The organism is Bacillus sp. S10(2024), from assembly GCF_050473865.1.
GTDB lineage: Bacteria > Bacillota > Bacilli > Bacillales > Bacillaceae_G > Bacillus_A.
Genome location: NZ_JBFLUR010000002.1, coordinates 1,172,894 through 1,199,719, shown reverse-complemented (window position 1 = coordinate 1,199,719; position 26,826 = coordinate 1,172,894). Strand labels below are relative to the sequence as shown.

27 protein-coding genes and 2 pseudogenes are annotated in these 26,826 nt (G+C 34.1%); 6 read left to right on the top strand and 23 right to left on the bottom strand.

The features are described 5' to 3' along the window. Positions 1–807, bottom strand: coding sequence for an HAD family hydrolase (locus AB1280_RS06205; RefSeq protein ID WP_429755237.1), 807 nt, complete (start codon positions 805–807; stop codon positions 1–3). 221 nt (positions 808–1,028) lie between these two features. Between AB1280_RS06205 and AB1280_RS06200 the strand changes: the two genes are divergently transcribed. After that, positions 1,029–1,754 (top strand): MBL fold metallo-hydrolase, encoded by a 726-nt coding sequence (locus AB1280_RS06200; RefSeq protein ID WP_429755236.1) that lies wholly within the window; start codon positions 1,029–1,031, stop codon positions 1,752–1,754. A gap of 158 nt (positions 1,755–1,912) precedes the next feature. Here the strand turns inward: AB1280_RS06200 and AB1280_RS06195 are convergent. The 13 genes and pseudogenes from AB1280_RS06195 to AB1280_RS06135 form a co-directional block, all read right to left on the bottom strand. Further along, positions 1,913–2,047: pseudogene (locus AB1280_RS06195) on the bottom strand (LysE family translocator); the annotation flags it as partial. Positions 2,048–2,307: 260 nt separating this feature from the next. Then, on the bottom strand, positions 2,308–4,104 hold the full coding sequence (locus AB1280_RS06190) for a GMC family oxidoreductase (RefSeq protein WP_429755235.1): 1,797 nt from the start codon (positions 4,102–4,104) through the stop codon (positions 2,308–2,310). 503 nt (positions 4,105–4,607) lie between these two features. Next, a complete protein-coding gene (locus AB1280_RS06185) occupies positions 4,608–5,015 on the bottom strand; it encodes a CBO0543 family protein (protein WP_429755234.1) in 408 nt (135 codons plus the stop codon). Next, entirely contained in the window at positions 4,981–6,171 is a 1,191-nt protein-coding gene (locus AB1280_RS06180) for a DUF2515 domain-containing protein (RefSeq protein WP_429755233.1), read from the bottom strand. Before AB1280_RS06180 ends, AB1280_RS06185 begins: the two co-directional genes overlap by 35 nt. A 583-nt stretch (positions 6,172–6,754) precedes the next feature. Next, positions 6,755–7,321, bottom strand: coding sequence for a GNAT family N-acetyltransferase (locus AB1280_RS06175; protein ID WP_429755232.1), 567 nt, complete (start codon positions 7,319–7,321; stop codon positions 6,755–6,757). 30 nt (positions 7,322–7,351) lie between these two features. Then, positions 7,352–8,191: a protein phosphatase 2C domain-containing protein gene (locus tag AB1280_RS06170; RefSeq protein WP_429755231.1), complete on the bottom strand. Its 840-nt coding sequence runs from the start codon at positions 8,189–8,191 to the stop codon at positions 7,352–7,354. Continuing rightward, the gene (locus tag AB1280_RS06165) at positions 8,169–8,639 is read right to left on the bottom strand and encodes an HIT family protein (protein WP_429755230.1); all 471 of its coding nucleotides are present in this window, start codon (positions 8,637–8,639) and stop codon (positions 8,169–8,171) included. Before AB1280_RS06165 ends, AB1280_RS06170 begins: the two co-directional genes overlap by 23 nt. A 109-nt stretch (positions 8,640–8,748) precedes the next feature. Next, entirely contained in the window at positions 8,749–9,096 is a 348-nt protein-coding gene (locus AB1280_RS06160) for an NIPSNAP family protein (RefSeq protein ID WP_272187740.1), read from the bottom strand. A gap of 35 nt (positions 9,097–9,131) precedes the next feature. Further along, positions 9,132–10,184 (bottom strand): P1 family peptidase, encoded by a 1,053-nt coding sequence (locus tag AB1280_RS06155; protein ID WP_429755229.1) that lies wholly within the window; start codon positions 10,182–10,184, stop codon positions 9,132–9,134. Between the two features lie 160 nt (positions 10,185–10,344). Then, positions 10,345–10,503: a hypothetical protein gene (locus AB1280_RS06150; protein WP_429757403.1), complete on the bottom strand. Its 159-nt coding sequence runs from the start codon at positions 10,501–10,503 to the stop codon at positions 10,345–10,347. Positions 10,504–10,547: 44 nt separating this feature from the next. Further along, positions 10,548–11,045, bottom strand: a pseudogene (locus AB1280_RS06145) (ABC transporter permease); the annotation flags it as partial. 249 nt (positions 11,046–11,294) lie between these two features. Beyond that, on the bottom strand, positions 11,295–11,885 hold the full coding sequence (gene clpP, locus AB1280_RS06140; protein ID WP_429757290.1) for an ATP-dependent Clp endopeptidase proteolytic subunit ClpP: 591 nt from the start codon (positions 11,883–11,885) through the stop codon (positions 11,295–11,297). 9 nt (positions 11,886–11,894) lie between these two features. After that, positions 11,895–12,590 (bottom strand): RNA polymerase subunit sigma-70, encoded by a 696-nt coding sequence (locus AB1280_RS06135; protein WP_429755228.1) that lies wholly within the window; start codon positions 12,588–12,590, stop codon positions 11,895–11,897. A gap of 181 nt (positions 12,591–12,771) precedes the next feature. Between AB1280_RS06135 and AB1280_RS06130 the strand changes: the two genes are divergently transcribed. After that, positions 12,772–13,092, top strand: a complete 321-nt coding sequence (locus AB1280_RS06130; protein ID WP_429755227.1) for a 2Fe-2S iron-sulfur cluster-binding protein — start codon at positions 12,772–12,774, stop codon at positions 13,090–13,092. Positions 13,093–13,211: 119 nt separating this feature from the next. Here AB1280_RS06130 and AB1280_RS06125 read toward each other — a convergent pair whose 3' ends face one another. From AB1280_RS06125 to recQ, 3 genes are all read right to left on the bottom strand, one after another. Beyond that, a complete protein-coding gene (locus AB1280_RS06125; protein ID WP_429755226.1) occupies positions 13,212–15,320 on the bottom strand; it encodes a HelD family protein in 2,109 nt (702 codons plus the stop codon). Between the two features lie 260 nt (positions 15,321–15,580). Continuing rightward, complete coding sequence (locus AB1280_RS06120; protein ID WP_429755225.1) at positions 15,581–16,051, bottom strand: DinB family protein; 471 nt, start codon at positions 16,049–16,051, stop codon at positions 15,581–15,583. Between the two features lie 91 nt (positions 16,052–16,142). Continuing rightward, positions 16,143–18,260 (bottom strand): DNA helicase RecQ, encoded by a 2,118-nt coding sequence (recQ, locus tag AB1280_RS06115; RefSeq protein WP_429755224.1) that lies wholly within the window; start codon positions 18,258–18,260, stop codon positions 16,143–16,145. 289 nt (positions 18,261–18,549) lie between these two features. Here recQ and AB1280_RS06110 point away from each other — a divergent pair, with 289 nt between their 5' ends. Next, positions 18,550–18,921, top strand: coding sequence for a cytoplasmic protein (locus AB1280_RS06110; RefSeq protein ID WP_429755223.1), 372 nt, complete (start codon positions 18,550–18,552; stop codon positions 18,919–18,921). A gap of 87 nt (positions 18,922–19,008) precedes the next feature. Here AB1280_RS06110 and AB1280_RS06105 read toward each other — a convergent pair whose 3' ends face one another. Continuing rightward, complete coding sequence (locus AB1280_RS06105; RefSeq protein WP_429755222.1) at positions 19,009–19,461, bottom strand: DUF6884 domain-containing protein; 453 nt, start codon at positions 19,459–19,461, stop codon at positions 19,009–19,011. Between the two features lie 444 nt (positions 19,462–19,905). On the opposite strand from AB1280_RS06105, the gene AB1280_RS06100 reads away from it, so the two are divergent. Further along, entirely contained in the window at positions 19,906–20,493 is a 588-nt protein-coding gene (locus AB1280_RS06100; RefSeq protein WP_429755221.1) for an SUKH-4 family immunity protein, read from the top strand. 213 nt (positions 20,494–20,706) lie between these two features. On the opposite strand, the gene ppaC is transcribed toward AB1280_RS06100, so the two are convergent. After that, complete coding sequence (ppaC, locus tag AB1280_RS06095; RefSeq protein ID WP_429755220.1) at positions 20,707–21,639, bottom strand: manganese-dependent inorganic pyrophosphatase; 933 nt, start codon at positions 21,637–21,639, stop codon at positions 20,707–20,709. A 246-nt stretch (positions 21,640–21,885) separates the two neighbouring features. Between ppaC and AB1280_RS06090 the strand changes: the two genes are divergently transcribed. Next, positions 21,886–22,710: an alpha/beta fold hydrolase gene (locus tag AB1280_RS06090; RefSeq protein WP_429755219.1), complete on the top strand. Its 825-nt coding sequence runs from the start codon at positions 21,886–21,888 to the stop codon at positions 22,708–22,710. 200 nt (positions 22,711–22,910) lie between these two features. Here the strand turns inward: AB1280_RS06090 and AB1280_RS06085 are convergent, their stop codons facing one another. Together AB1280_RS06085 and AB1280_RS06080 are read right to left on the bottom strand one after the other, a co-directional pair. Further along, the gene (locus AB1280_RS06085; RefSeq protein WP_272187726.1) at positions 22,911–23,219 is read right to left on the bottom strand and encodes a YxcD family protein; all 309 of its coding nucleotides are present in this window, start codon (positions 23,217–23,219) and stop codon (positions 22,911–22,913) included. Further along, positions 23,207–23,659, bottom strand: coding sequence for a hypothetical protein (locus tag AB1280_RS06080; protein ID WP_272187725.1), 453 nt, complete (start codon positions 23,657–23,659; stop codon positions 23,207–23,209). Before AB1280_RS06080 ends, AB1280_RS06085 begins: the two co-directional genes overlap by 13 nt. A 259-nt stretch (positions 23,660–23,918) precedes the next feature. On the opposite strand from AB1280_RS06080, the gene AB1280_RS06075 reads away from it, so the two are divergent. Continuing rightward, on the top strand, positions 23,919–24,680 hold the full coding sequence (locus tag AB1280_RS06075) for a DUF1836 domain-containing protein (protein WP_429755218.1): 762 nt from the start codon (positions 23,919–23,921) through the stop codon (positions 24,678–24,680). Between the two features lie 34 nt (positions 24,681–24,714). Here the strand turns inward: AB1280_RS06075 and AB1280_RS06070 are convergent, their stop codons facing one another. Both AB1280_RS06070 and AB1280_RS06065 read right to left on the bottom strand, forming a co-directional pair. Then, positions 24,715–25,266, bottom strand: a complete 552-nt coding sequence (locus AB1280_RS06070; RefSeq protein WP_429755217.1) for an MFS transporter — start codon at positions 25,264–25,266, stop codon at positions 24,715–24,717. Next, entirely contained in the window at positions 25,263–26,699 is a 1,437-nt protein-coding gene (locus AB1280_RS06065) for an FAD-binding oxidoreductase (RefSeq protein ID WP_429755216.1), read from the bottom strand. Before AB1280_RS06065 ends, AB1280_RS06070 begins: the two co-directional genes overlap by 4 nt. Positions 26,700–26,826: the final 127 nt, after the last annotated feature.

Here is a 26,826-nt window from a genome sequence, read left to right as displayed (position 1 = left end):
TCAACTATTACTAACAGTACAAATTAACTTCTCTAACACTTCTGCTACACCATCTTCATCATTAGATTTCGTAACAACATATGCTAGTTCTTTTAGTTCATGTATTGCATTTTCCATAGCAATTGGAAAACCGCACGCATGGAAAAGATCTAAATCGTTCCAATCATCACCAAATGCCATTATGCTGCTCATAGGTATTTGACTTTGAACACAAAGATCCATTATAGCTTGTTTTTTCGAAACACCTTTGGCCATAATTTGAATTAAAGTTCCCGAGTCGGTACATACAGTGTTTACTTTATGTTCAAATTGTTTATGTAATTTCTCATAATACGGATATTGTGTGATTAATAATTTTGAAGCCTTCATTTCTTTCAATTCATCTAACGAAACTACAATTGGATTTACAATTGCATTCATAGCTTTACTATAATCTAGCATCTTGTTGCTATACCACGTATCTTCAGATTCGATAGAAAGACAAGCATCTGAATGGTGAGTAATTACATATTCAAAAATTTCATCTGTAATAGCTGATTCAATTGGATAATGTTGTTTGTACTCTGATGTTTTATCAATGATTAAAGCTCCGTTGTAATATACAAACGCCGCCATTTCTTGAAGTTCCTGTGGAAGAAAGGCATTTACTGAACGCGGGGGTCTTGCTGTCGCAAAAATAACAGTTATTCCGTTTCTATAACATTCTCGAATAGCTTGTAAGTTTCTTTTAGATACTTCTTTTTGTGAATTTAGTAACGTACCATCTAAGTCTAAAACAATCCCTTTAACGTTTGATATAAGATCCATGTAAACATCTCCTTGTCTAAAAATATCTTTTTCTTATTCTAGATATAGTTTGGAAATCCTCTTTGCTTAAATTTAATAATAAAAATTAATAATAACTTGACAAATAAATTTATTTGTGTTATAATTAATATTTTATAATTGATTACATTCATAAGACGTGGTAAATTATCATATGTAGTATTAATTACTATACAAACACATTTATCAAGGAGGCGTAATCAATGAAGGTTTCAAATGGAGTTTCCACACTTGAATTAAAAATACAAGGTTTTATCTTACATCCTACACTTATTTGGGATGATGAAGAAGCTGTTTTGATTGATGCCGGTATGCCTTGTCAGTTGGAACAAATACATACTGCGATGAATGTTTTAGGAGTTCCTTTTGAAAACTTAAAGGCAGTCATTGTATCACATCAAGATATAGACCATATCGGAAGCCTTCCAGAACTACTACAAGCATCCACTAATAAAATCAATGTGTATGCACACGAGCTTGATAAACCATATATCGAGGGGGAATTCCCGCTTATAAAAACAGATCCTGGACGCATGAACAAAGAAGCGTGGGCATCTCTTCCGAAAGAAATACAATTGTTGTATGCAAATCCTCCTAAATGTAACGTAAATCAAACTTTAGAAGATGGACAAGAACTTCCGTATTGCGGAGGCATTCAAGTGATTCATACACCAGGACATACTCCGGGACATGTTAGCCTGTATGTAAAGAAAAGTAAAACTCTTGTTGCTGGTGATGCAATGATATGTATAGATGGTTCTTTACAAAGACCTGTTCAGAGAACAACGTTAGACATGAATACAGCCCTTGCTTCTTTAGAGAAATATTTAGATTTTGATATCGAATCGGTCATTTGTTATCACGGAGGCATTTGTATGAATGCTCCAAAAGAACAAATTCAAAATCTTGTAGAGCGAATTGAGTTATAAAACTCGATAATTAAGTATAAGATGTGTGACTAATTATACTTAAGAAAGTAGTAAAATAAATGTTTTATATAGCGAAAGCCTCTTTAAGATTCAACTAAAGAGGCTTTTTCTTTTCATTTAAACTTCCTGCAAGGGGCACTTATTTATAATGTAGGCTTTTATTGAGGGGCCTTTGCTTGAAGCAGCTTCAACCCCATACCGATAAAAATCATCCCTGTTATTTCATTTAGAAGCATTCCTACTTTTTCATTTCCTCTTAGTTTCTTTGTAACATATGAAGAAAAATAAGCAATATTTTGCTACGATTCATAATCCTGTTACACCACAAAACATAAAGACCGTTTAGGAACAGTTATATCAAATCTTGTATCACAATTCCCGTCATGCCTCCATGGGCCTTTATCACTAATCTTTGTGTATCTTATGGAATATCGAAAATTCATTATTGCCTTTTCTGTAAGTTATTTTGTACTTTATGGCAAGATTGTTCCTTCTCCCTCTAACATCGAGTTTTGAGAATCTCTTAGCGTATAAAAACATTAAAATGTGTGTGCTATTCCTTATAATTCTCAAATTCTTTATCATCTACTACGTAAGGGCGAGGATCTTCACGGATAAATCGTACCGCATTTAAACCAATCATCTGAGCAGCGATGGAAGTGTTGCCATCTGGTAAAATAGGCGAAATGGAAAGATCAGCAACTTTAAGATTTTTTGTACCAAAGACGTTGAGGAATCCATCTACTACTCCTTCTTGAATCGTTCTTCCCATCTTACATTGCCCTCCAAAATGAAAGAAGTTCGAATAAGACGCCCTAACATAATTCTCAAGTTGCTTTCGTGCGCCTGTCTTGAAGATATTTTCCGGAGGGTATACAACCTCACCTATGCCGTTATTAAGAGTTCGAGCATGCTGAATAATATTGTAAGTATTGATATATTGATCCAGAAGAAATTCTAGATCATCACGATTTTGCAACGGATTGAAGGTAAGCGATGGAGAAGCTTCAAGATTGCTATGTGCTACCATAATCGTACCCTTACTTTTCGGGTTAAGATCTAAAATGCCAAAACTCATGATATTGGTATCACTGGATCCATCAAAATTCCAACCATTACTGATCACCTCTTGAATGGGAAGAAATAAAGGTACGGGGGCCCCTAACATTTGGAGACGACGACCCTCCAGACTCGCTGGATTCTCTGCTTTAAAAGCACCTAGGGCAATAGGCTGGTCAGGATCAGCTGATAATATCGATACAAGTTGAGATGTCTCCACTCTAACTCCCAGTCCAACATAAGCATGGGTTTGTAGATTGTAACCCACATTTGGACTCTCTATTAATGTTGATATACCTACTTTAGCTAAATCGCACGATCTGCCGATTCCTGAACGTTGTAGAATGACTGAGGAAAAAAATCCTGCAGAGACGATAATGCCTTTTCTTGCAAACCTTCTTTGTGAAATACCGTTCTTGACAAACTCAACACCAACCGCAATGTTCAGCCCCTGAATTTCTTTAAATAAGATTTTATTAACAGTTGTTTCAGCTAAAATAACCAACTTTCTTCCATCAACCCCAAACCCATCTGGATGGAACGGGTCTCCTTGACTAACAATATTGTCATTTAAATATCCTGTTGCTGTCGATGAACGAACAAATTGACCATTTTTTTGCTGTTGGGTATATTGTGATTTGTAAAATGTACAATCTCTTACACCTGTATTATAGTCCTCAACAATGTCAATACCCAAAACCTTTGCGGTTGCGTTAGTCAAGGTTTCTATCAGCCCATGAGGAGGAATAAGTTGCTGTCTAACAAAAATAGGACCTTCCGTTCCCCTCTCGTTAGAACATTGTGTTGCCCCTATATAGGTCTCATTTCTCATAAATAAGGAACGAATCCTGTTGTAACTCCATTGATCACCAACAAGTTCTCCCCATTTATCATAAAGTTCTTTACTCCCGCGCACTGCATACATGTTATTAATTTTTGAGCTTCCCCCAATTCCCCGACCATTTTGTGAAAAAAGCGAACGTTCAATGATTTTCTCTAGATTAGAAGTAACATTAAAGGTAAACTTATTATCGCTGGCTAAATTAATTGCATCTGTAATGGAAGCACTACTTAGCTCATTCGTCATATTTGCTCCTGCATCAAGCACTAATACAGAAGTACTTTTGTCATCTGTTAATTCTTTGGCAATTACCCCTCCGGCAGTTCCAGCACCAATCACTATATAATCAAATCCGGTCTGCTCGGTTGATTGTATAGGTTTTGGAATAGGTTCTGGAATCTCAATAGGAAATGCCACAGGAATAAAGAAGCCTCTGTTTTTTAATGGCATGAATAATCAAGCTCCTTTTTTTGTATTTTGTATATTAAATGTAAAAAGAGCATGTTTTCTTGTGCTACTGTCTTTATTTATTCAAAAATATAAGCTCTATACATTTTCAATTAACATAATATATCACTATTAAAATTATTAGTTTATCACCGTAACATGAGGTTAATTTTTTGAAAGTGAATCATTTTCAATACATGGAACGAAGAGTGGCACAACTTTCAGTGTTCAAGTTGTATGTCGGATATGCCGAAAAATTATATAAAAAAAAAAAAAAAACGCTGATGATAAAAAGTCAGCGTTTTTATGTATCATACATGTAAAATCAATATAATGCGCGTTATTGAAAATAAATACAGTTGCTTAATTAGCACTCGTTAACTTAATAACATTATTCATTCCTTTCATTGAACAGATAGTTTTTTAATAAATCTTATTTAAATTTCAATACAGGATTTCGAACAATCTATTTGTTTATTTTTAGATCTCTTTAACGCAATTTCCTGTTATTGAAACCAACGATAAAACTTCCATATAAAAAGCAGGAAAATCATGTATCCCAAAAAGGAATATGAATGATGCCATGCTTCGCTATGAACGAACCATCCTAGTTGCTCTGCAAATCGTTCAGAAATACTCATACAAAGTCCAATCAAAATGATAAATATGATTTTTGAAAATGCAGGTAACATTTTCATAATCCACACAAAAAGAGCGGTGGAAGTAGGTAATATGAATAACGTAAATGCGATATTAATTGTAAATATATGCGGGAATGGTCTCACTGGAAAGGCATACATTTGTTTATTGACAAATAATAAGTCTAAATATGTTCCGATTAAACAAGAGACAATGATCGTGGCTACAATAGCTTTCAGGTTATTCCTCCCCTGCTTCTTCTCGGAGCAAGACATTTTTTTTGACCAAGATGGCAAGCTCAATTTTTTCAAGCGTTTTGCAGTACTCGTTATAAATCTTTCCATCTGTACTTTCTCCCTTATCAATTAAATACTCCATAATGCGCCAGTCTTCAAACCAGTCTTCACTTTCCGCTTCTTTATGATTAAGGTCTTTCCATGCGTATATTAATCGTGGGCTATATAAGCGACTCGCACCTTTTCTTAATTGGCAGTTTTTTATTCGGCGCTCATAAAGGGCACGAGAGAATGATTCGTTTACATCATAAAACAAATGCGGCCAGTAGTCTTTTCTTGAACCAGTATGTGGATAATCATGAGCCCAGTTTAATACTCTTTGTAAGATGTTTTCGCGGCGAAATAATAGTGAGTATAATCGTTTTCCAAGTAGAATTCGTTCATGGAGAGAGGTAAAATGTTTCATCGTATCACCGAATAGCAGTGTTTGTTGTTTAGTCTCATCTTTATAAAATGGAAAGAGAATATGATTAAAGCGGGAAAAATCGTAAAGTTTGAATACAATGCTATTCAGTACAGTCTTTTTAAAATGTTCATTTTGAATAACCCTTTTTTCTAAATAGCTTTGTTCATTAATAACGGTCGCAATGGCTAATGTATAGCGGTCACCTGTTCTCCAAAAATAGTTCCAGATCGTTTCCATAAACGTCGATACATAAAAAAAGGGTAGAAGATAAAACAAATTTTTTGATCTTTTAACACTTTGTTCGTACAACAAAAATTGCGGATATACATCCTGGAAGATTAACCAGTTACCTCGTTCTAAAAAAGAAAAGAAGGTGAGTTGATCTTTTTCTGACAATAGTCTAGTATATAACTCCCCTTTTAAATCGGTCATATTCCAACCGCCATTACGCGATACCATATGTCCAAGCAATGCCCATTGTATTTCTGGGTATCGAAGGTAAAAACGATAATAAGCGTGCGTTCGCGTCACATTATTTTTGTTGTGCCCACTTGTTTGTTCTTTAATTTTATGAATTAGCATCATTTCTTCTTCTGTTAACTTCCATGTTTTAACGGGAAGCTGTTTGTTTTCACATTTTTTCTTTAGTTCATTTTTTACATCTAAAAGAGAATGGGGAATTATTTTGGAAAAGTCGTTCCCTTTCTTTTTCCGATCGTTTTGGTGCATTCCTCTTCCTCCCGTTAATTATGAGTGTTCTTGTATCATTTTATTACAAACGTTGAGAATAAATGATGACTGTTTCTTATCACTATAAAGTTAATGAAAGGGAATGTAATTATATTAATGTTATTCAATGTAAAAAAGATCTTCATTGGTGAAGATCCTCGGCTTATATAACTATTCCTTCTTTGGATAGCGCTGCTTTTCCATTTGGTCGAAAAACATGAAAAAAATACAACCATTATATGAAGTAAAGCTAATATTGCAAAATAGTACCCTTCAATACCATGAATCATGTGAAAGATCACCGGAAACAATACAGTCTCAACGCCAAATGAAAATACAACTATACCTATTCGTTCAGTTAATTTCTTTTCATCTTTTGGAACAAAGGTTTTATTGTTTCCTGTGATAAATGAAGCATTCCCTTTTCTTCGTATAGAATATCCTACAAATATAATGAAAATACCTAATGCCATTACACATAAAGAAATTGTAAACGTTTATGGCCTCCTCAAAATTAATTTGTATAGTTATTTTTACGATAAAGGCCACGAATGTGTTTGTAACAAAATTTTATTATTTTATATCATTTATAATCCTCTTGAAGAAAACTATATATTTCTAAATCGACAATTCCCTTTCCGGACCATAAAGTAGCTTGTCTTAATAAGCCTTCTTTTAGGAATCCGTTCTTCACAAGTACCTTCTTTGATATATCATTTGCTGGCATAACCTCAGCTTGTATTCTATTTATATGGACATCCTCAAATAAAAACTTCACAACTGCATGAACTGCTTCAGATGTAATCCCTTTCCCCCAGTATTCTTCCGCTAAAAAGTATCCGATTGTGACCATATTTACCTTTCGATTAAAATCCATCGCTTCAATAATTCCAACTAATGTATCACTATTATTTTTTTGAAAAATCCCCCACTTAATTCTACTTTGTTTGTTATAGTCTCTCTCAAAGTGCTGAATCATTTTACTTACTGTCTTCAAATTGTGTTTCGGGATAATTCCACAGTATTCAAATACTTTATCGTTACTATAGATTGTATATACGTCCTGCAAATGAACATCTTCAATCTTCTTTAATACTAAATTCGTAGATTCCAGAATCGGAAATTCTTCAAAAGCTATTTCAAGATCCATGTTACTCCCCTTCTTTATAAGTATTAAGCTTTACTTTTGAAATATTTGATCGCTTGGATAAGTAGATGGTAATGAATTTGTATAATCCCAGCTTATAATCGTCGCACTATCTCTTCCACGCTGCTCATGTACATGCTGTAATACCTTCTCAATGCGATTGGTTAGTTGTGTATTCTCTTTATCTCCATAGAGATCAGTATATATGTTGCATTGTTTTTCGTAATAATGTTCCCCGCATTCCAATAGACCATCTGTCACCATTACAATACGGTTATGTCCTGTACGCAATTCTCGAACTCCAGATGAATAACAAGGTACTGGCAATGAAAATGTATTGATAAAGCCAACCCATTCATAGAAGTTTCGTTGATTCAAAGTGTACTGACCTAATTTATGTAATTCATCATGCAGAAGATATACTACACAGTCCCCGACGGATAACCACCAAAGATAATTTGCTTTTCGTACACAAATTAAACAAGCTGTTTCTCCTTTTATACGCTGGCAAGATTGTTGAAATGATTCAGATTGAAAAATAGATAATATATATTTTTCCACGGATTGGAATACCGTTTCTATCGGTTCATCTAACAATTCTTTTAAATTTAAAAACTCATTTTGCATCGTTTGCACTAGTAGCGCTGTACTTTCCGCACTATAATGGGCATCTAAAATCATAGCAAATTCCCAGTCATCATAGGCCCATACTAATGCTCCATCTTCGTTTTTTTTAGCACCAGCGGCTTTGTTTCCGCCATATCTCCCGATGATTACATCGTCGCATTGATCAATTTTCACTTGATCGATACACATCTCTTCATTCCCTACCCACGAAAACTGCTGAGGTTTATCCGTTATATTCATATTCATTCACCAAATACATTTTGATCCTTTCGCATAATTGTTCGATTTCTTTTTCTCTTCCTAGAGGCGCCCCTGGCCAAGTTGCAATTTTTGTTGGAGACCAAAACTCTTGCGGTGTGTTCGGATAACGCGGGATAAGATGCATATGCATATGTGGTACGCCATTTCCAGATACAAATGCATAAATATGTTCTGCGCCTTCGCATTTTTTTAAAGCTCGGCTTACTCTATTAACAATGAGCCCGAATGCTTGCGCTTCTTTTTCATTTAATTCCGCCAATCCTGGTGTATGTCTTTTCATATCAATCATCAGATAGCCTAAATATGTTTCTTTTTCTTCCCAATAAACATGTCCAACATAGACAAAGTCATCTTCATAAATAACATCGCCTGGTACGGAAATACTTCCTTCGTGTTTCTTACAAATAAAACAGCTTTGATTATGAGAAAACATATATACACCCCTATTTGTAAAGTGAAAATAAAATTGTATAAATCTAATGATTCTTCAACAATCATGCCTGTTTGACGAAGATAGAATACTTGAAATTATTGTTCATATATTACTCATCGCTCATTACAGTTGATTCTAAGGCTTCATTTCTCATTTCTAGTATATATTCCTTTAATACATGCTCTCTTCCGCCATTTTTTTCGTACCAGTCATGAATGCGTTTAAGATGAGCCTCGTCACTTCTAACTTTGGATTCAATTTCTACATAATCCTCGTAACTATCATATTCCCATATTGCAAAAACCTCTACAGTATCATCACCATTATCCTTCATCCATCGGCCTATTAGCCGCGAGCCATATTTAAGTTGATTTGGTAAATTAGTTTCATTAAAATGCCTGTTAAAAATCTCGACAAACTCACTTTTTACAATATAAAACTTTCGTCTATAAAACATAAAGCCCCCCTTGTCGGTGATAATACATTGCCAATTTAAGATTTTAAGATTTCTACTAAACGCTCTAACGGCAATGCATGTACTTGTCTCCCTTTTTGTCCTGTTATCGTTTCTGCCATACACATAGAATTAACAATTGCTTCTTGAACAGATTCAATCGCTGCTTCAAAAATAAAATCTAACTGTTCTGATGGAAACATATTGATAGGATAAGGTGTTTCATTATCGTAAGAATAACAATTCCCCGTTGAAAAGGTCAGGAAGAAATCTCCGCTACCTTCTTCTCCGATACCACCTAATTTAGCCATTGCTAGCGATGCTCTTTTTGATATTCTTTCGCATTGTGAAGGTAATAACGGTGCATCCGTTGCTATTGTAACGAGAAGAGAACCTGCATTTTCCGGGGTACTCCACGGTAATGGCACTTCCATTTCATTTAATATACTGCCAACGGGTTTATGATTCATAATAAAATCTTCTCTTCTACCAAAATTGGTTTGTACAAGAGCACCGACTGTATAAGTCCCGGATTCACATTCAATTATGCGAGAAGAAGTACCGATACCGCCTTTAAATTCAAAACAAATCATCCCTGTACCGCCGCCAACATTTCCTTCTTCGATTACGCCAGATTTAGCATGAAAGATTGCTTCTTCTAAATCTTCGTATGTCATGGATGTTTTTTCTAAGTCACTTAACCATCCATCCCACGTCTCTGCTACTATTCCATTTGAGAAAGGTTCTAAATTTTCAATTCTTCTTGTAGCACGCGACAGAAAATGATGTGCTAATCCAAGTAAATGGCTACCTGTAAAAACAATCGGAGTTACTAAAGTACCTGTTTCATCAATCCAATGACTTCCTGTGAATTCACCCGTTCCATTAAAAGAAAAAAAGCCTGCTGGAAAATGCGATCCAGTTAGATTCCCGTTGTTAGGTAGAATAACGGTAAGTCCGGAACAAACATCCTCATCTAAAATCGTTTTGTGACCGACGATTACACCCTCTACATCTGTAATTGCATTACATGTTCCAGGTTTTAACTTTCCAATATTAATATCTAAATCTCTTAGTCTTTTTCTTTGCATTGTAGACCCCTTAAATAATATGTATTTTATATATTAGTAACGAAGAATATATAATATTTTCATTCTATTCCATTAATTAGGAAAATTCAATTGTTTATAGCGCAAAACTTCTAACAACGGAATTTTACTGCCTGTTAATCCTTGAAAAACCAAAAAGAGGTTATTGAGCGTTATATTCAACAACCTCTTTTTTAAAACTTATTTCTTCAGCTAAAGTAGCCGAATAGATGTGTTTAAATCCACATTCCATTAATTTCTTTTGTAATTGATCAGTATCGTTTTTAGATGCATGAACGAGTAAAGTAGCAGGACCGTCCATATTCTCCAGCTCCTCCCCACACTTTCACTCTCATGAACGTATTCCTTTCTTTTTTCTTGTAAATATTGAAGAAGTAACAAACAAATTATAGTTAGCCCTACTGAAACGGCAGCCATAGCCATGCCTACTGAAACATTCCCTTGTTCAAACTGTGCAAAAATAAATGTTGCTGATGTTTCCACAGATGGCGGTACTACAAGAAGTGATGCTACCAATTCTCGTATAGAAATAATAAATGTCATGGCCTACCCAGCTAGAATACCCTGAACAATAAGTGGCATTATAATCTTCCGAAATATATATAATGGGCTTCCAGAAAATATATTTCCAGCATATAGAAGCGAATCATCAATTTGTCCTAATGAAGCTTTCACATATTGCACCGTGTATGGCAAAAAGAGTACAACATATGTAACGATAACCATAACCGATGTATTATAAATTGGAAGCGGCATAAATGGTGCGTTCCAAAATAAAATGAGCCCTACAACCATAACAATACTCGGAACTGTATTGGGTAAAATACCACAAATATCAATAAATATTACAACGGCATATTTATGCGATTTATCATGAAGACCGCTGGAATTCAAAATTAGTGACTTACTGGTTAGAAGCACTTGCATCTTTTCCAAAATAAAAAAATCAACCAAACATTGTACAATAGCAATGTTTGGTTGATTCTCTCTACTCTTTATATAAGGTGAAACTTATTCAAAATATTGACTAGATTGTTTTTCAACAGTATGAGAGGTTATTGAACGATATGGTTCAATAACCTCTTTTCAGCTTTAACCGATAATCCCATCTACAATTCCATATGTTTTCGCCTCTTCTGCGTTCATAAAATAATCCCGTTCTGTATCTTTTGCTACTTTCTCAACTGGCTGCCCTGTTTTATCGGCAATAATTTGATTGATATGTTCTTTTAATTTCAAAATCCGTCTTGCTGAAATCTCAATTTCAGTCGCTTGCCCTTGCGTTCCACCGAGCGGCTGATGAATCATAATTTCACTATTTGGTAAAGCGAAGCGTTTCCCTGCTGCTCCCGATAATAACAATAACGCTCCGAACGAAGCTGCTAAACCAATGCAAATGGTTTGCACATCCGGCTTAATATAATTCATCGTATCTAAAATGGCAAAACCTGCAGAAGTTGAACCACCAGGACTGTTAATATAAATAGATATATCCTTCTCTGCGTCTTCTGCCGTTAGGAATAATAATTGAGCCACAACACTATTAGCAACTTGATCATTAATTTCTTGCCCAATCATAATAATTCTATCCTTTAGTAACCGGGAATAAATATCATACGAACGTTCCCCAAGTTTCGTTTGTTCTATCACATAAGGAATTACACTCATGAAAAATCCCTCCACCATTTTAGTTTAAGCAGCACATGAAAAGCAGTTGTATGAAGACCTTTTGTGTAATAAAAGTAATGGTTGTTGTTGTGAGATTTTTGAAAATCGCAGTGTTGGTATGAGTTTTACGAATAACTCTGGCCTTTGTTGTTGTATTGCCTTTACAAGTATTTCAGTTTCTTCTTCCATGTCTTTGGAGGTTACAAAACGTTCCTCTTCTTGTATCGTCTTCAGTTTGTTACGTGTTCGGAACAAGGAAGCTTTTACTGCTCCTTCTGACATGGAAGTAATGGCCGCGATATCAGCTAACCTATATTCAAACACATCCTTTAATAAGAAAATAACAGTTTGCATTTCATTTAAACAAGATAGCATTATTTCGATTAAATCATATAATTCAGCAACATTTTCATGAGGTTCATAAGAAGCTTCTTTATTACTTTCTTTTTCATAAGCTTTTGTCCGCATATGATCCAGCCATTGGTTACGAGCCACCTTGTATAGCAACGTTAAACAAATACTTTGGTTACAATCTTCATTCATATATTTCTTCAATACTTTACATATTGTTTCTTGTGCCAAATCTTCTCCGTCCCATGTGCTTTTTGTTAAAAATGTACAATAACGCTTCAGTTCCGCATAATGTTTAATAATGATAGATCTATTTAATTGTTGCATTTCTACATTAGATTGTGAAATCATCTTTCTTTTCGTATTCAAAGTGATCACTCCTTTTAAGCGCGCTTATTTAATAAACGATTAAAAAAAGAAAAAAGTTACGGGTGTTATGAATTTTTTATAATAAGTTTTTCATCCAAGAAATATTGTCGTTCTTATGTTTACCTCTTACAGGGTAAGGTGATAATTATCTTATTCATATTTTATATAAGGAGAGTATAAAATGCCAAAAATAACCGTTCCAGGAAAAGGAACTTTTGAAGTGAAAACAGGAACAAAATTAGTGTTGGCGCTAGAAGATAATGGTGTGAATATTCTTCATCGCTGCGGCGGGAAAGTGAAATGTACAACTTGCCGTGTAGAAATTTTAGAAGGTAATTTTTGTGAACCTGGTAAGATTGAAAAATCTGTATTTGCAGAAAAAGGTGTAGAGGATCACTTACGTCTATCATGTCAAGTATATATAAATGCAGATATGACAGTTCGTCCTGTTTTAACAGTAGAAAACTCAGGGATGGATGCAGGACCCAGACCATCCGAATAAACATACTATTTATTATATTCTTAAAACGAACTACTCATGAAAATAGCTATAGCCCTAAAAGTACCGTCAAACATAGTGTACTTTCAGGGCTATAGCTTTTAATTTCATTTCCTTCTTAATTAATCATCTATCCTTTCTTCGTACAACTCTTTTGGAATTTGTTGAATTAAAGGTGAACATGTCCCTGAATAAAAAATCCATAAGTCATGTAGGGAACGAGTACACCCGACATATAACAATTTAGCATCTTGCTTTGTTTGTTTATAATGAATTGCATCTACATCCATAAGTAGTACTGCGTCGAATTCTAATCCTTTTGCTAAATAAACAGGAACGACTGAAATACCGCCTTCATATTTGCTTTGATTCGCTTCTATTATATTTGTAGAAATACCAGCTTCTGTGAGTTTCCCATATATCTCACGACATTCTTCTTCTGTACGTCCGATAATCGCAATCGTTTTTACATTTTGTTCTTGCATGGTCTTTACAGTAGATAGAATAGATTGCAATTGATCATTTGTTGAGACAACTTTTACACTTTCACCGCTGCGAAACACAGGATTAGCAAGACCTACTGGAATATTTGCCGTTTGAATCACTTCATTTGCAAAACTAATAATTTCTTTTGTTGACCGATAACTTCTCGTTAATTCAAAGTACTGTGCATTGTGATCAAATACATCTTGGAACTGTTCCCAATCGTCAATTCCTTGATACTCATGAATAGCTTGTGATAAATCACCTAAAATGGTAAAGGAATTACCAAGTGTTATTTCTTTTAAAATAAACAGTTGAAATGGTGAGAAGTCCTGCGCCTCATCAATTACGACATGATGAAATTTTTGTCCAAGTTTTATGCCCTCTAGATAGTGATGAATATAAATGAGCGGTGCTAAATCTTCTAGTGCCAATTCTTTTTTTCGACAGCTTTTTGCTGTTTCTTGTACAATTTCAGCTGGCAACACACTGAAAATATTTTCTTGTTTCATCAACATACTGTAAAAAGATAGTGCAGTCACCTTGGGCCAACATTTTAAATAACTGTTCATTCTTTGCGTTGCTTGTTTTTTAAGTTGTTTCTTTTTATTTGTATCTGAAATCATTTTGAGTTCCATCTCAATCCAACGCTTCATGCGAGCGACAATTCGCTCTCTTCGCTTCCCAACTGGATAATGTTTATATTCTGCTTCAAACCATTGCTGAATTACCTTTCCTTGCAATACGGAACCATCCCAAGGTTCAAAGTCTTTCGTTGGCACTATGTTTTTCTCGTAGTCAGACAGACTTCGTTTAATAAATAGTTGAAACTCGATTGAACCTTTTAATTTACCAGCCATGATTTCATGCTTGTTTTTATAAATGGAGAATGCTTGTTGTAGTTGTTTATCAGTATTCTTTACAAAAACACTATTTTCTAAAGTATGTAATACCCAGTCTTGAAACGTAGTTTGATGAATATTGCCAACACCAAGTTCTGGCAAGACACTGGAAATATAATCGAGAAATATACTGTTAGGTGCAAAAACAATCATTTTCTCAGCCTTGAGTTGCTCATGATATTGATAAATTAAAAAAGCAAGACGATGCAGAGCAATCGTTGTTTTCCCACTACCTGCAACACCTTGAATAATAAGAGGGACATTTTTTTCAGCACGGATAATATCATTTTGTTCTGCTTGAATCGTTGAAACAATATCTTTTAATTTGTTATCTTTATTTTCCCCTAAGCGATAGAGAAGAAAATCATCTGCTAGTGACAGATCCTCACTTCCCCTTACATATGTATCCACAACACGTTCGAGTGTTTGCTTCCTAACAGCAATATTGCGTTTTAAGTAAACAATTCCTTTAACGATTCCTTCTGGAGAATCATAAAAAGCTGCATCTTCTCCTCCTGTAAATGAATAAAACATACTGGCAACAGGTGCCCGCCAATCAACAACGATCGGTTGCTGCGTTTCTTCATCAGAAGCACCAACTTTACCAATATAAACAGGTGCTGGCTGCGCATGTCCCTCTTCTTGAAAATCTAATCGTCCAAAATAAGGTTCTTCACTGGCAATACGAAGTCTTTGACGATTAGATTCTCGCATAGTTTCAAGTACTTGTTCTGTAAAATTTTCTCCATGATAAACCGGTATATTTTCTAGCTTATCCAATTGGTAATTAATTTGTGAAAGTGTGTGATTTAATTTCTCTAGCTCTAGTTCATACATGTCTTTCATTTTTGGAATCCCCTCCCATTCGTTGGAATTTTCAGTCGAAAATTAATTGTATTAAAAATGAAACTTATAAGTCAAGTGTTTAGAGAGATTTTCTAAAAAAATCTATATTAACTCTTTAACCCACGTTGCCGAAGAAACTTGTTCTTTTAGGCACTCGTTAACCATAACTTTTGTATTGAGTGTTTTTGCAAAATCAAAAGGAGCTATCTCACTGAGAATAACTCCTTTTGAAAGTCACTAATTAATTTTTCGGGAGTTTACTAATTCTTTACACCTGTATGTTCAATGATACGCTTCATTGCTTGAATTTGTCCTAAGTGATTTGCTTCATGCATTAACGTAAGACCTGCTAGTTCTCCAAAAGTTTCAAGTCCCATAAATGGTTTTTCCAGCGTTTCATTTAACCGTTCAGCAGGAATTTGTTGAAGACGAACTAACTGATCTTTCAACTCTATAATGAGTTTATCTACAGTAGGTACATCATCTTTCCAATCAGCCGGCTTTGTACCGTTTCCAAATAATTCAATATAATTTACGGAAAGATGGGTCGTTTTATGTGGAAAGCCAAGCATAAACTGTTCAGCAACTGTTAATACATGGCCGATATGCCATTGGATCGTGTTATTAAAACCGTTTGGCTGTACATTTACTATTTCCTTCGAAAGTGATTCTACGTTTTTAATAAAATAACTTCTTGTCATACGAAATTGTTTAAATATTAATTTATTCATACCTTACTCCCCTTTCAAATCTCTCATACTCTTTAGCGTATGAAACATCTAGACAAATTAGAAGTGACATGAAATGACTTCATACAAGTAATTATTTGTTCATTTGTAAATAAGCACGAATCATAAAATAACTAATATAGTCAGGAAGCTGCTCTTTAATAGCTTTCAATCCACCCTCAGCTTTCTCTATTGCGGTCGCAATCATAGATTCGTATTCTTTCGGAACAAAACTTGGCCAATCTATTTCCATTCCTTCTTCAAAACAACGAATTAAATGATTTTCTACCGTTTGCAAAGACAATTCTCGCGCAGCGGCAATTTGAGAAAGTTCTTTCCCTTGTTTATACATCTCATATGTAGCATGATGAGAATTTTTCATTGCCTTTTTTGACTGCTTTCGTTCTATTATCACTTCTGTCGTTATCATCGCTTCTATATCGGGATGCTGTTCGAGGAAATTTGTGACAACTTGTAAAAATATATTACCATATTTATCAAGCTTATGTTCCCCAATTCCTTTTACTTCTAACATTTCCTCCTGTGTTTTCGGTAGTTTTGCACACATATCTTGCAATGTTTGATCAGAAAAAATAACAAATGGTGGTACCCCTTCACCTTGGGCAATTTCTTTACGCACATGACGTAGCTCTTCGAATAGTGGATGATCTTTCACTATTTGTTTTGTTTCCACTCTTTCTTTTTGGAAAATAAGTTGTTTCCCAAGTAAAACTTCTTTACCTTTAGCTGTTACTTTTAATGTCGGATATGTGCCATGCTCCACTGCAATCAGTTCTTCCGAAATCAAAAACTCAATGAACTCACTCACTTCTTTTGTACTTTGATTTGACAGCAGTCCGTACGTCGGTAACGTGTGAAAATTAAATTCCATCACCTTTTTATTTTTTGATCCTGTTAATACTTGGGCAATCATTTGCTTACCGAAACGTTGATTTGTTCGAATCATGCATGACAATACCATTTGTGCTTCTTTTGTAACATCAACACTATTTCGATCGTCTGTACAATTACCGCAGCGGCCACAATCTTGCTGTGGCTCTTCACCAAAATATTGTAGAATGAATGATTGTAAGCAATTTTCGGTATGGGAATAATCAGTCATATGTTGCAATTTTTCTAGTTCATTTGAAAATCGAGACGCTCCTGTTGACTGATCAATTAAATAGCGTTGTACTTGCACATCTTGCGGTGAATATAGCAAGATACATTCACTATCTAATCCGTCACGCCCAGCACGTCCTGCTTCTTGATAGTAACTTTCCATATTTTTTGGAAGTTGATAATGAATTACATACCGAATGTTCGATTTGTCAATTCCCATACCAAATGCAGATGTCGCAATCATTACATTTACTTCGTCTCGTAAAAAACGTTCTTGTTGTTCATTTCGGTCGTTATCATTCATACCAGCATGATAACGCGAGACAGAAACGTCTTCTTTATTTAACTTTTCATACAGCTGATCAACAATTTTACGCGTCGCTGCATAAATAATTCCCGCTTCTTTTTTGTTTTGACGAATATAACCTGATAAAAAGGTATCACGGTCCTGTCCCTTCACAACAGAAAACGATAAATTTTCTCGTTCAAAAGTCGTCATAATTGTATTCTGTTCTGCAATTCCTAGAGCACTACAAATATCTTGGCGTACTTGTGGCGTTGCTGTTGCTGTCAATGCAAGTACGATTGGCTGAACTGGAAGGTAATCAAGTACACGATGAATATGCAAATAACTCGGACGAAAATCATGTCCCCATTGTGAAATACAGTGGGCTTCATCAATTGCAATTAATGGGATATTCATATCAATGAGTTGATCAATAAAATCAATCGAATCAAGACGTTCCGGTGCAATATATAACAATTTATAATGTCCCTGTTTCGCTAACTGAATGCGCTGATTTGCTTCTGTAATTGAAATAGAACTGTTAATATATGTAGCTGGAATACCATTTTGAGTTAAGGTATCAACTTGATCTTTCATCAGAGAAATAAGTGGAGAAATAACTAATGTTGTTCCCTCTAACACTAATGCTGGAATTTGATAGCATAAAGATTTCCCGCCGCCTGTTGGCATAATGCAAACAGTATCTTTTCCATCCAATATATTTTTAATTGTTTCATCCTGCCCTCTACGGAATGACGAGTAGCCAAAATAGGAAGCTAAAAGTTCTTGTGCTTTAGTAAACAAAAAGGATTCACCTGCTTTTCTTAGTCTTTCATCTATTAGTATTATACCATTAGTCAAAAGTCGTTGTACTCTCTACTTCTCCTCTAACTACACTTTCCCCCTTTACATTTAACAAATATCGATATATTTTATTAGTATCTTTTTTTATAAGGCATTAACAGGCAATAAGATCCCCCTACTCAAAATTCAACAAAGGGCAAGGGGATTAGACAGGAGATGTGCTGCACATAAAAGTCCAATTGGTGAGGACCGATGAGAGTTTCACTTTATATTTATAGGAGGCATCATATTGATTAATGCAATAGGTATCGCTTTTATTCTTTCTAATAAGCCTGAAAAAAAGAAAAAAGTTTATCTTAATGATAGATTTGCACTAATAGACATTTTTGACTCTAAAGATGTATATGATTTTGAAGGTAACCCACTAGTAGAGCTAACATGTAAATATAGTATTTATTTAGATGAAAAATATTATTGTAAATCTCTTGAAGACTATACTGGACAAATATTCCCTTTCCTAAAAGAAAAAATCGGAAAAGGCCTTGTTAGAAATTTAAATTATTACTCTTCACATATAGATATATACGATAAAAAACCACCAGTAAAAGAGATCAGAAATCTTATGGAGCAAGTGATAAATTATTACCAACATTTAGAATGATCTAAATGAAAATTCTCTTTAGAATAAAGGGGTTCCCAAATGCCCCTTTATTTTTTTAACTTCCACGTTAATTAAACTTTTTTACATTTACTGAATCTCGTTATGATTTTCAACTGCCATCTTCAGCCGCTGCAACATATATCCAATCCCTTTACAGCCTTCTAATGGATAAGAGATGATTTCTTCTGGATATAACTTTGTCACTACTTTTTTATGCTTCTTTCCTGCAAGCAGAACAATTTCATCAAAGTCTAGCAGGTCTTTATCCATCATTTGTTTTTTTAGTTGTTCTATATTCATAATCTCACTTCCTTTCGAATTAAAAGCAAGATCATAGTTTTCTTTCACTATATCGGTTGGTAGTAAAAATCCATGCTTTGCAGATAAAATAACCCAGTGTGTAAAAAATTGAGAAGCATACACTTGGCACGCTTTTCCGAATGGGCTAATGTACACTTCTCTTGCTTCTTTCGGCCCAATATCAGGACACTTATCCCAAATCTTCTTTTTTCCACATGGAATTATGCATAGTCTTTTCATTCGTATCTTCTTACCTCTTTTCTCTCTCAATCCTATATAACCTGCTTTATTTTTTCATTATCATTTTTAAGAAATCGCATAAGTAATTATATGAATTTATTTTACTTCTTCGACACATAGATTGCGGCTATGCAGAAGAGCCTGCCCATTAAGAAGACTCTAACTAACATCATACTGTTTTTATTTCGATGTACAATACGGTAATTACTTTTTAGATACTTAAATGAGGATGCCTTTACTTTGTATTATACAATAGCTCGTTCTTTGTGGCTTTAAAACAAAGTTTGATCAAAAATCCTGTGTTGTACAGGATTTTTTTGTTCAGCAATGGGGCCAGACTACGAAGCAATTTCATTAAAGAAAATTAGTTCTTATGTTAAAATTTAAATGAGTTTGTGAAGAAGCGAAGGAAAATATTAAACATTAAGATTTGGAGGAAAGACATTGGAAATAGACAAATTAAATTTACCCATGGATAGTAAAAATTTTATACTTAATCATCAAATTGAAGAAAATGAATTCGAATGTCTCAATGTGGATTTTTATACTTATTCTAATGGTTTTCTTTTAGATGTAGTAGAATGGACAAAACAAAATGATTTTTCTTTATCTATATTAGATAAAGAATATGCAGAAAAGTTTTTAGCAAGTTTAGAGAAGTTTAAATCATACCTCGTTATTGGGAGCAATATGGATTCAGGTAATCTAATTACAATCTACCAGCCAACAGGAGAAATATATGAGTTAGAACATGAAATTACGGAAAGAGTAGAAAGAAATTTTGTCAATTCTTCCATAGAGAAGATGTATTGCTGCTTCAATTGTTTTAAAGATTATTGGGTTCAACTAATAGAGCAGGAACAATACAAGGATCGCGACCTAATAAAAACTTTTCGTGAATTAAAGAACAAATTAGTGGAATTAGATAATAATATATTAATAAATGATGATGACTATAATAGACAATTTTGGAATTCCTTATATCTAGGTCATTTAAACTTCCTTTTGAAAAAGTCAAATGAAATATTGTAAAATGCTGTTTTGTGAGGTATTTCTGATCAAACTTTATTTCAAAGCAACAGCCCACATGCAAGTTTTAAAACAAAAGGAGAAAGCAAGTGCAGATCATCTTGTATTCGGCATAGCAGCGACTTATATGTCAAAAATTAAAATGGATATATATAACAAAAAAGAACAAGTAGACTGTATATCTGCTTGTTCTTTCCTTTTCATCCAAAACTTCTCTTATAGAGTTTGGAATGTTTCTGTTAATACAGGAACGATTTGTTTTTTACGAGATACAACACCTTTTAAAGTAGCTGTATTGTTTTCTAACGTTACGTTGTATGCTTTTTCAACAGCTTGTGTTGCTTTACCGATGGCAAGGCCGACAGAATCGTTTGTTAAAATGTCTGTTACAACGAATAAGAATAGGTCTAAACCTTTTTCTTCTACTACTGCAGAAATTACTTTTTCTAGTTCTGCTTGGTGTACTAGAACGTCATTTGTATCAACAGCGTTTACTTGTGCGATTTCAACTTTTGCATCGCCCATTTGGAACTCTTTTGCATCAAGTGAAATTAATTGTTCCATTGTTTTACCACTTAAATCTGCACCTGCTTTTAACATGTCTAAACCGTAGCTTTCAGCATCTACACCAGCGATTTCAGCTAATTCACGAGCTGCTGCTACGTCTTGGTCTGTGCAAGTTGGAGATTTAAATAGTAAAGAATCAGAAATGATTGCAGATAACATTAATCCTGCAACTTCTTTACGAATTGCAACGCCGTTTTCTTTGTACATTTTATTTAAAATTGTAGCTGTACAACCAACAGGCTCACAACGGTAGTATAAAGGATCACTCGTTTCAAAGTTAGCAATACGGTGATGGTCGATTACTTCTAATACACGAACAGACTCAATATCATTCGCACTTTGTTGACGTTCGTTATGGTCAACTAAAATAACATTGTCCACTTCGTTTGCTACTGTTTCAACAAAACGCGGTCCTTCTACTTTAAAATGATCTAAAGCAAATTGAGTTTCACCGCTAATTTCGCCTAAACGAACAGGCTCAGCATCCATTCCTAATTCTTTCTTTAGCTCTGCATATGCAATTGCAGAACAAATTGCATCTGTATCTGGGTTTTTATGCCCGAAAATAAGTACTTTTTCCATGATTTCACCTCTCTACAAAAGGATATCTTAAAGGGCAGGATATGACAATATTTTATGCGAATTTTTTTTGAAATAATCAATGTTTCTTTTGAATTTACGTGAAAAGTAGAGATTTGTACCGATATATATGACTATTTTGTAAAAAAGGCGATGGTATTTTTTTAGAATCTTTGAATACACAGCTGAAATGAAGCATATTTTCGAATATATAAACTTATTTTTTCTGTAAAAAGGAGGTTTACGAACATGCCTTATATCAAACTTGATAATGATGCGAATATATATTATGAAGACCTAGGCCGAGGAACCCCAATTATATTCGTACATGGAGTTTGGATGAGCAGCCGCTTTTTTCATAAACAGCTACCGTATTTTAGTGAAAATCACCGCGCGATTTCACTAGATTTGCGAAGTCATGGCCGTTCTTCACACATTCAATCTGGGCATACCATTGCAAACTATGCTCGTGATTTACATGCTTTTATCGAAAAATTATCTCTTGAAAACGTTGTATTAGTTGGCTGGTCTATGGGTGCATTTGTTGTTTGGGAATATTTAAAACAATTTGGTGAAAGTAACGTGAAAGCTTCTGTTATCGTAGATGAACTAGCTTCTGATTTCAAATGGACTGACTTTCCAATTGGGGCTTTTGATCTTCCAGCCCTTATTCATATTATGCGAGAAATACAAATGAATCGAGTTAACTTCTTGAAAGAATTTATATCATTAATGTTCAAAAATCCTCTTTCTAAAAATGATTTTGAGTGGATATTAAAAGAAGTGACAACTATCCCAGAATCTGTCGCAAGTGCTATTTTGTTTGACCAGTCTGTTGTGGATTATCGAGACTACCTAGCTCAAATTACCACCCCTACTTTACTTTGCTTCGGCAGAGAAGAAAAGCTCATTCCGGTTGCAGCAGGCGAACATTTACACAAGAATCTTCAAAACTCTCAGCTTATCATTTTTGAAGATAGCTGCCATTGTCCATTTTTAGAAGAAGCTGACAAATTTAATAAAATAGTAGATACCTTTATTCAATCTATAGATATTAATAAAACACCTTCTTAATCAAGGTGTTTTATTAATACTATTGTTAACACAATTCTTCCATGCATTCCTGCACAAGTATAACAGTTTGACTCATCCCTAGCCGCTCCGCATACTTCTATGAGTTCCTTATAGGGCATCTTTAATCAATATAACTTTTATGTTCTTTTACTAACAAAAAATAGCTGCTGAGATTGTTATATCTCAACAGCTATTTTTTGTTACTCATAAGAATTATTTAAATTCACAAGCGCGATAATACCTTCTTCATCATGTAACTCAAGCTGTAATCTTGCAGCAAATGGATTAATGTTATATTCCATATCAAGCCATAAGCGAAGTGCCTCAATTAAATTTGCTTGAATTAAAATTTGCTGACGGCCGTTTACTTCTACTTCAGCTGAGAAACCATAATCGTCATCGTACATTAGTTCCACCGACACTTGTTCCGGAGCAACTTGACGTTTTTGTGCAATATATACACAAAGTGCGTTAATCAGCTCTTGTTCAGATATTTTTATCGTTTCCATGCTGCTTCTTCCACCTGTTTTTTACGTTGATTTTTAAAGTATTTAAATGCGCGAACTGCTAACATTACAATTCCAGCCATTACTAGCATATTCACCATAAATGCTAATATAGAACCAAGAGCTCCCATGTGACCAAATAAGCTACCCATTAATAAACCACCAAGACCACCAAGTAAAAGACCTTTCATAAAGCTACCTTTATTACTTTTTGGTGCTGTATTTGTTGCTTTTGTTTTTGAATCTGTTGTTTTATTTGCATTTACATTAGAATCTTTTTTATTCAAATCTACCTTTGATTTTTGTGTTTGACTTGAACTTGGAGTATATGATTTTTTACCAGATTTATAGCTTTTTGCATAAGCGCTATCTACTGAAATGAAACTACCTGCAGCAAAGACAAACATAAATGCTGTCAATATTGTAACTATTTTTTTTAACATATACAATTCATTCTCCTTCTATTATATATATCATATCTATCCTTCTATTAAATCATGAAAAAGATAGATATTTTTTAAAGTTAATTAAAAAGTTCTTATGAACCTATTATATGAACTTTTTTTGGAATAATCAAGAGATATTTATTAAAATTATTAACTTGATTAACCACACGAACAATCATGAAAATACAATTGACTTTATATAGAACAATGCATAATATAAGTTCATAAGAACTTTTATATTATTGGAGGTGAAAAGATGGAAACATTTCATCTCACACGAAACGAAATGGCGATGCTCCTTCTTTCTCTTAGAGGATGGAATATAAAAAAGCCTCTTGCAATTTTACAAGAAGCCTGGGCAAAGTCACATAGAGAAGATATTGAGAACGGCCAAAGTTTTACAGCTATTATTACAACTGCACTATCACCCATTTTCGAAAAGCTTATTAAAATAGAAGAAACAGATATTGGATTCTCTTTAAATGAAATTGTAGCTCTTGGGAATCAAATTGAAAATACTAACTTTTCTGTTACGGCACTGCAAAATTGGGTGAAACGTGATATAAAAGAAATGATCGGTTCTCCGCAAAAGGGGAAAAAATATTCAATTGAACAAGCGGCCTTATTATTTATTGTAGAAGATTTAAAAACAGCGCTCGATTTTGACTCCATTCGAAAGTTATTAAAGCTTATCGTGAATGACCCTGCAGATCGCACTGATGATTTAATTAACCCTATACAATTATACGTTTTTTACTCTTCTCTATTTGAAAAATTGAATCAACGAGGTTACATTCAATTCAATACAACGAATACGATTTATACTATTGAACAAACAATTAAAGAACATGCCGATCAGTTGGCAGCTAAAATTGAGCATATAAACATGGAACAACGCGAAGCCATTCGAAATACAATTGTTATTGCAACGTTATCTGTTCATACTGCTTATGTACAAAGATTAGCGAAGCGCTACGTATCAGCTACGTTATTTTTACAGCATTTAAATGTGAATTAAACCATTGTAAACCACCTATAACCGATAACAAGTGTTATCGGTTATAGGTGGTTTCGCTGTTTGTCCTCCAAAGTACGATACCACTTATCATATATAGAATAGAAGCGATATAAAAAATTGTTCCAATCGTTAAAAAATCAACTAAATATCCTGTTAAAATAATAGCTATCGCTGCCCCTAAAGATGTCCAGACGTGATATTTTCCAATTTCATATCCAGCTTCTTGACGCTCTACCTTTCGTGCAAGCGATGTTTTTTCTGCATTTTTCTGTATAGCCCCTAACAATCCCATTAAAATTTGTAAAATATATACATGCCAAACTTCTGTAGCGATCGGAAAACATAGCATTAAAACAGCCATTGACCATGAATATACGATTAACAGTTTTTTATCACCAAACCGATCAGAGATTTTCCCAATTAGAGGATAGGCAAGTGCTGATGTTAACGCAAATAAACCATATGCCCAGCCAAATTGTGAAAAGCTGTTTCCTACGCTTCTTAGTAGTAATACATAAAAAGGAAACACCATACCCCCTGCCATCATAATGAGACTTTGTGAAACTACAAATCTTCTATATGTCATTGACCATACTCCTTGTAAAATAAATTAACAAACCGTTCTTGTGGGTCATATTTCCTCTTTTTTTGAAAAAACTCATTTGAACGTGAATAAGCTTTTTGAAACTGCTGCTTGTCTGGATAATGATAATACGGCAAATAGTAGCTTCCATCATGCTGTAAAGTAACGTTTATCATCTTCTGAATTACTTTTTTTGTTTTTTTTATTTCGTCTTCAGAACGTCCTTGATTGATAAGAAGTACAAGAGCAAACATATCTTCTTTCGCATAGGATAAAACCGCATTTTCATTTTTTGTTACATATCGAATGGTAATATTCAGAACATTAGGTTCTTCTTGTTCTAGTACATTTCTTAAATCATCTATATACGATGAAAAGTGATCAACTGGAATAAAATACTCTTGTAAAATTTCTATTTGATTCGGATTTTCATACTCCATAAAGGCACTATCTGATCTCATGACGTTATTTCGAGTTTCATAAGATCCATTCGCATGTTCAAAATATTTCTTTTGGATGTTCCAAAACAAAGTTTTTCCCCTGTCACTATATCTTGATAATCCAAGAAAAAACTTTGGCAGAGCAACATTTGTCTCTTCTTTTAAAGTACTATATTGTTCTCGCTTTTCTTGATTCGTAACAAGAACGTAATTCGTCACATACATTTCCCGTAAAAATGAATCTCGTGCAACAGAAATACGAGCTAAATGCATACGCACTCTCTCGTCACCTTCAACATGTTTCTTGAAATAAGAAGTATAATCATGATAGTTTATGGTTTTAGTTCGTATTTGATATAGTTCATCTTCTGTTAAATTTAATGTAACATCTAGAATAACTCCAAATAAACCGTATCCACCTATTACAAGAGAGAATAATTCCGCATTTTCATTTCGACTTACATTTTTAATATTTCCGTCTGCCATTAATAATCGAAATGAATCCACTGTATCTATAAGTGCATCATGCCGAATATCTCGCCCATGTACATTTGCACTTAAAGAACCACCTATCGTGAAGATATTTTGTGATTGCATGACTTGAATCGCAAGACCATATGGATTAATTACCTTTTGAATATCATTCCACGTTGCACCGCTCTGCACCCTAATTCTTTTTTGCTTTGGATTGAAGTCTAATATTTTATTGTAACTCTTCATATCTAAAACAGTGCTATTTGGATAATATGTATGCCCCCCTTGCGTATGCTGCATCCCAGCAATAGAGAGTTTTTCATTCGAAGTGTTTGTGTCCCGAACCAATTGTTGTAACTTCTTTTCATCTTGAACGCTCTCTATTCGTTTAACTTTTGTCGGAAGTAATCGTCCTGCGTCTGCTATAACAGGTTGAGCTAGTTGTTTTGTATATGTATGTATAGAAACCGTTAATAAGCTTGTGTATATCACTAGAGAAATTATCATCTTACCTCTTTTCAATTTATCCTCCCCTTTCAATTAAAGTGTATTATTACACTTTAATTGAAATTATATCATTTGATTTTACATATAGAAAGCTATATTTCTCATTTTTTTATTTTGTAGCCGATGAATAGCTGTATAAATA